Raw genomic sequence first — 6,072 nt, 5'->3', positions numbered from 1 at the left:
AAATTCAGTATCCGCTGTCGGCGTCGGCCCGTCGGGCGTCGGCTTCGCGGACGGCTTCGCAGAATTGGCGCATCAGCACGGCGTCCTTGACACCCTTGCCGACTTCAACGCCGGAACTCACGTCCACGGCACACGGCCGCACGCGAAGCACGCCATCGGTCACATTGGCAGCATTCAACCCACCAGACAAAACGACCGGACGGTGTACGCCTGATGGAATGAGCGACCAATCGAAAACCTTTCCGCCGCCGCCATACCCTTCGACGTGGGCGTCGAGCAAGATGGCCTGGGCACTGGAGTAAGACTGTGCAAAGTTTAACAAATCGAAGTCCGGCGCCATGCGGGCAGCGCGCAGATAGGGACGACCGGCAGCTTCGCACTGTGCGAGAGTTTCATCTCCGTGGAACTGCAGCAGCAGCGTCGGGATGGCCGCGCAGGCATCGGCGATCTGTGCAGGATCGGCGTTGACGAACAGGCCGACCGGGGTGACGAAGGGGGGCAAGCACGCCACCAGCCGCCGCGCCACCTCCACCGTGACATGGCGCGGACTGCGGGGGTAGAACACCAGCCCGATCGCGTCGGCGCCCGCCGCCACGGCGTCCTCCACATCCCGCTCGCGGGTCAGGCCGCAAATCTTGATGCGGGTGCGTGCGGCCGCTGAAACCGGCCGCGTCAGGTCCATCGAAACAACATGCATCAGCAATCACCCGAACCCGGTAGCCAATCGAACGCGGCCGTGCGGGTCGGCAGGCCGTGGTGTGCATCGTAGCGGGGGCCGAGAAAATACAAACCATCGGGGGCAAAGGTAGGCGCCGCACGTTCACGCTTGCGCGAGGCGAGCACCTCGGCCATCCAGTCGCTCGGGCGCGTGCCGGTGCCGACCGCGAGCAGACAGCCCATGAGGTTGCGGATCATGTGGTGCAGGAAGGCCACCGCCTCGAAATCGAAGCGCCAGTACGCGCCGTGGCGGGTGATGGTGATCTCGCGCATCAGCTTGACCGGGGACAGTGCCTGGCAATCCGACGAGCGGAACGCCGAAAAATCGTGCTCACCGATCAGGTGGGCGGCGGCACGGCGCATGGCCTCGGCGTCGAGCGGGCGGAAGATCCAGCCGATCGAACCGCGGTCGATCGACGGCTTGACGGGCGATTCGAGCACGACGTAGGCATAGCGGCGACCACGGGCGAGGTTACGGGCGTGGAAATCATCGGCGACCGGCACGCACCATTGGACGGCGATGTCACCCGGCAGGTAGCGGTTGGGGCCGCGGACCCAGGAGAAGGGATCGCGGATGAGGTCGGTGTCGAAGTGGACGACCTGGTTGAGGCCATGGACACCGGTGTCGGTGCGGCCGGCGCACACGGTCTGGATCGGCACCACCGCGAATCGCGAGAGCGCCTTTTGCAGATGGTCCTGAACCGTGCAGCCGTCTGGTTGGCTTTGCCAGCCGTGGTAGGCGGTGCCACGGTAGGTGATGCCTAGCGCGAGGCGCAAGGCAATTCACCTACCCGAAGCGACACCGTCTGCCAGCGCATCACACCAACTTGCTCAGCATGGCCTGCGCCTTGGCGCGCAGATCGCCATCGGACTTCTCGATCACTTCCTGCAGCATGTCGCGTGCAGACTCGGCATCGCCGAAATCGAGGAACTCCTTGGCCAGCTCGATCTTGCGGGCCAGCGGGTCGCCGTCTTCGCCATCCCCGAGCATCGGGTAGGCATCGATGTCACCGGACGCGGTGGTCGGCTGCAGATCGAAGTCGAATGACAGACCGGCCATGTCGATCTTCTGCAGATCACCCGCTTCGGTGATCGGCTCGCTGATCTCGGGCAGGTCATGGAGTTCGAAGTCCAGGCTGCTGTGTCCCGAATCGGAGGGCACATCCAGTGAAGCGGGCAGAGCCGCCGCCACACCCAGTCCACCCAGTGCCCCGCGGCCAGTCGAGAACGCATTCGACACCGGTGGCAGCGAATCCATCGGACCCGGCACCGAAATGTCGAGGTCAATGGAGGCCGAACTGCCCGACGGCGTATCGCCACCCAGGTCGAAATCGGGAATCGCGCTGTTCTCGAACCGGGACGGCGATGGCACCACCGATTGCGGCATGGTGCTGGCGCCCAGCATCTCGCCACCACCGGATTCGCTGGCGTAGCCCGAGTGGGGTTGGCCACCTTGCTCGTACATCGGGTTTTCCGGGTCGATCGAGCGGCCCAGTTCCTGCGCACGAACCCAGTCTTCGCCCTGCCCCCCGGTCAGGCCGTACAGCTCGCCCGCCAGCAGTTCGTAGCCCTTGGTGTCACGGCGCTTGGCATAGACCTCCAGCAGCTTGGTGCGGATGGCGAGGCGCTCCGGATTGGCACGCATCGCTTCCTTGAGGATTTCCTCGGCCTGCAGGTCACGGCCATACGCAAGGTAGACATCCGCTTCGGCAACGGGATCCACATCGCCAATCGCGTCGATCTGGCTGAGCGAGTAGCTCATCGAAGACGGCGTGCCCGCAGCATCGCGGGTGTCCACGCGCTGGCCGCCACTGGCACCGAAGAACGAATCCGGCTGGAGACGGCTTTCCAGGAAGGACGTGACGCCCGCCTCGTCCTTGTTCTTGCCCCGCAAGCGGTAGTACCCCAAGCCCGCAAGGATGGCCAGGATCAGGCCAGCACCCGGCAGCAGCATCGGGTTCTCGGACAGCGACTCGATCAGCGACGGCTCTTCGACCGGCGTGGTGTCCATCGGTGCGACTGGACGGGATGCGGCGGCCACGACCGGCGCAGGCGGCACCACAGGCGCACTGGCGGCAGTCGGCGCGGACGCCACGACCGGCAGCGGCGCCTTGGCGGATGCCGCTTGCGCCACCACAGGTGCGGAGGCAGCCACGGGCTTCACCGGTGCGGGTGCCGATGGGATGTCCATCGGCTTGTCTGGCGTCTTGCCTGCCATGACCACCGGGCCGGCGGTCGAGGCAGCCTTTCCAGACCCCGCCACAGCCGCACCCGACGCAGCCTGCAGCTTCTTCAATTCGTCCAGGTTACGCGCCAGTTCATTGACGCGCGAGCCAGCTTCCTTGTCGGCACGCTGCTTGACCACCGCCTCTTCCGGCGTGGTGGACTGCCCCTTGCCGGCGGTCTTGGGCTTGTCGATCTGCAGGCGATCCGGCTTGGCAGCACCGGCCGATCCACTCTCGACCACCTCGGTACGGACTTGTCCACCGGATTTGCGGGTCGGCTCGGCAGGTTTGGTCTGCTCGGGAACGGCACCGGCCAGGCGCTGCCGGTAGGCATTGAAATTCGCACTCTGCGCTTGCACCAGGCGGCGGGCCTCGCGGGTGTCCACGCTGCCCAGTTTCTGGGCCGACGGCACGTTCAGGACCGATCCCGAGCGCAGCCGGTTCATGTTGTTGCCGATGAACGCCTGCGTGTTGCCCTGGTACAGGCCGACCAGCATCTGGTCCAGCGAGAACCCTTCGACCTGCAGCTTGCTGGCCACGTTCGACAGCGTGTCTCCAGGCTTGACGCGGTATTCGGCGCCGGCAGCCGCATCCGCAGCATGGGGCGCTGGCGGCGTGGGCGAGGGTGCAGCGGCACGGCGAGCGGGCGGCTTGGCCAGCGGCGCCGGCTCCGCAGCCTCGGTCAGCATGGGTGCAGGCACGGGCGCGGAAGCCGGACGCTTCACCCCATCGGTGCGGGCCGCGGCCTCTGCCACGGCAGCGGACGCGGCCATGTCGGCCTTGCTCTGGCGGACAGGCGCGGCCACCACGGCAGGCGTGGCGGGTGCAGCCGGCGCACGCGCGACCGACGGCGGATCGAACAGCAGCGTGTACTCGCGCAACAGCCGACCGCTGGACCAGGACAGCTCCAGAATCACATCGACGAACGGCTCCTGCACCGAACGGTCGCTGCTGATGCGCAGGTAGGGCGAGCCATCGGCACGCCGCTGCAACGATACTGCCGTGGAGGGCAGCACCGCGTTGTAATCGACACCGGCAATGCGGTAGGCATCCGGCGGCGCAACCCGCACCCGCAGATTGGCGGATTCGTCCGGCGTGAGGCTGGTGACGTCGATCTCGGCCCGCAGCGATTCGCCCAAGGCGGATTGCACGCTCAAGCGGCCAAGGCTCAAGGACCATGCCGACGGTGCAGCACCCAAGGCTGCGACCACGGCGACCACGGCCGCCACTTCTCTCAGAGCCAAACGCCCCGTGCGCTTCGTCTGGGTATTCAAGGCGTCTCCCAAGCTGCGAATCATGGAACCATTCCGTTTTTTCGCACCAGTCAATATGAGCAACGAGTGCTCAGCAAGGACTCAAAATGTCCGAAAAGACAATAGCATCAAGCAGATACAAAGACAAGCTCATGCTCTGCCTGACATTCCGAGCATCTCGCACGATTGCCGGCACTGAAAATATGCCCGTTGCCGGTCGGCAACGGGCATTGTTTCATGCAGGTCACGCGTCCAGCAGGATGCGCAACATGCGGCGCAGCGGTTCGGCCGCGCCCCAGAGCAGTTGGTCACCGATGGTGAAGGCACCGACATACTCCGGACCCATCGCCAGCTTGCGCACCCGGCCGACCGGGATCGTCATCGTGCCGGTCACTGCCACCGGGGTCAGGTCACGGACAGTGGCTTCGCGGGTATTCGGCACCAGCTTCACCCACTCGTTGTCGGCCGCGATCATGGCTTCCAGGTCCGCCACCGGCACGTCCTTCTTGAGCTTGAAGGTCAGCGCCTGGCTGTGGCAGCGCATCGCACCCACCCGCACGCAGAAACCATCCACCGGGATCGCGTCCGAGCCGAAGCCCTCGCCCAACCCGAGGATCTTGTTGGTCTCGGCCATGCCCTTCCACTCTTCCTTGGACATGCCATTGCCAAGATCCTTGTCGATCCACGGGATCAGCGAGCCACCCAGCGGCACGCCGAAGTTCGCGGTCTCGGCCGAGGTCAGCGCCCGCTGCTTGGCGATGACCTTGCGGTCGATCTCCAGGATCGCGCTCTTCGGGTCGTCCAGCAATGCGCGCACTTCGGCGTTGAGCGTGCCGTACTGCGTCAGCAGTTCGCGCATGTGCTGCGCACCGCCGCCGGAAGCCGCCTGATACGTCTGGGTACTCATCCACTCGACCAGACCGGCCTTGTAGAGCGCACCCACGCCCATCAGCATGCAGCTCACGGTGCAGTTGCCGCCGACCCAGTTCTTGCCGCCCTTGGCCAGCGCGTCCTTGATCACCGGCATGTTGACCGGGTCGAGGATGATGACCGCGTCACCGTTCATGCGCAGCGTCGAGGCCGCGTCGATCCAGTGGCCGTTCCAGCCCGCCGCGCGCAGCTTCGGGAACACCTCGCTGGTGTAATCGCCGCCCTGCGCCGTGATGATGACCTCGCAACGCTTGAGCGCGTCGAGGTCATAGGCGTTCTGGAGTTTGGTCTCGTTCTTCGCCATCGCCGGGGCGGTGCCGCCAGCGTTGGACGTCGAGAAGAACAGCGGCTCGATGAGGCCGAAATCGCCCTCGGCCTGCATGCGGTCCATCAGCACGGAGCCGACCATGCCGCGCCATCCGACCAATCCTACGAGTTTCATGTGATGCCCTTTCCGGTATTCGACCTTCCCCGCCGACTCGCATCGCCGGGGTTGAGAGGTCTGGGCGAGACGAGGCGGAGCCGATCAGCTCTTGGTAATGCCTTTGATGGCCTTCGTGCCCTGGGTGATGGCGGCCACGACCGCATCCCCCATCTCGCGCGTGCCGACGCGCTTCGTTCCCTCCGACCAGATGTCGGGCGTGCGCAAGCCAGCGGCGAGCACGGCCTGAACCCCCGACTCGATGCGGTCGGCGGCTTCTGGTTGTTGGAGGGAGTAGCGAAGCATCATGGCAGCGGACAGGATTGTAGCCAGAGGATTGGCCACGCCCTTGCCGGCGATGTCCGGCGCGCTGCCGTGGCTGGGTTCGTACAGCCCCTGCCCCTTCGAATTCAGCGACGCCGACGGCAGCATCCCGATCGAGCCGGTCAGCATCGCCGCCGCGTCCGAGAGGATGTCGCCGAACATGTTGCCGGTGAACAGCACGTCGAATTTCTTCGGCGCCTTG

General features: G+C 65.7%; 5 protein-coding genes. All 5 read right to left on the bottom strand.

From position 1 onward, the window contains the following. Positions 1–4: 4 nt before the first annotated feature. The gene (locus tag QZW52_RS18190; protein WP_294001314.1) at positions 5–682 is read right to left on the bottom strand and encodes a phosphoribosylanthranilate isomerase; all 678 of its coding nucleotides are present in this window, start codon (positions 680–682) and stop codon (positions 5–7) included. Positions 683–696: 14 nt separating this feature from the next. Beyond that, positions 697–1,494 (bottom strand): tRNA pseudouridine(38-40) synthase TruA, encoded by a 798-nt coding sequence (gene truA / locus QZW52_RS18185; RefSeq protein ID WP_294001311.1) that lies wholly within the window; start codon positions 1,492–1,494, stop codon positions 697–699. A 40-nt stretch (positions 1,495–1,534) separates the two neighbouring features. Continuing rightward, positions 1,535–4,240, bottom strand: coding sequence for a motility hub landmark protein FimV (locus tag QZW52_RS18180; protein ID WP_473964394.1), 2,706 nt, complete (start codon positions 4,238–4,240; stop codon positions 1,535–1,537). 199 nt (positions 4,241–4,439) lie between these two features. Further along, on the bottom strand, positions 4,440–5,567 hold the full coding sequence (gene asd / locus QZW52_RS18175; protein ID WP_294001308.1) for an aspartate-semialdehyde dehydrogenase: 1,128 nt from the start codon (positions 5,565–5,567) through the stop codon (positions 4,440–4,442). 84 nt (positions 5,568–5,651) lie between these two features. Continuing rightward, the coding region (locus tag QZW52_RS18170; RefSeq protein ID WP_294001306.1) for an isocitrate/isopropylmalate family dehydrogenase at positions 5,652–6,072 on the bottom strand (421 nt) is incomplete at its 5' end.

Origin of the sequence: Sphaerotilus sp. (assembly GCF_013299175.1) — a bacterium.
Lineage (GTDB): Bacteria > Pseudomonadota > Gammaproteobacteria > Burkholderiales > Burkholderiaceae_C > Sphaerotilus.
This window is presented reverse-complemented; position numbering and strand designations above follow the sequence as displayed.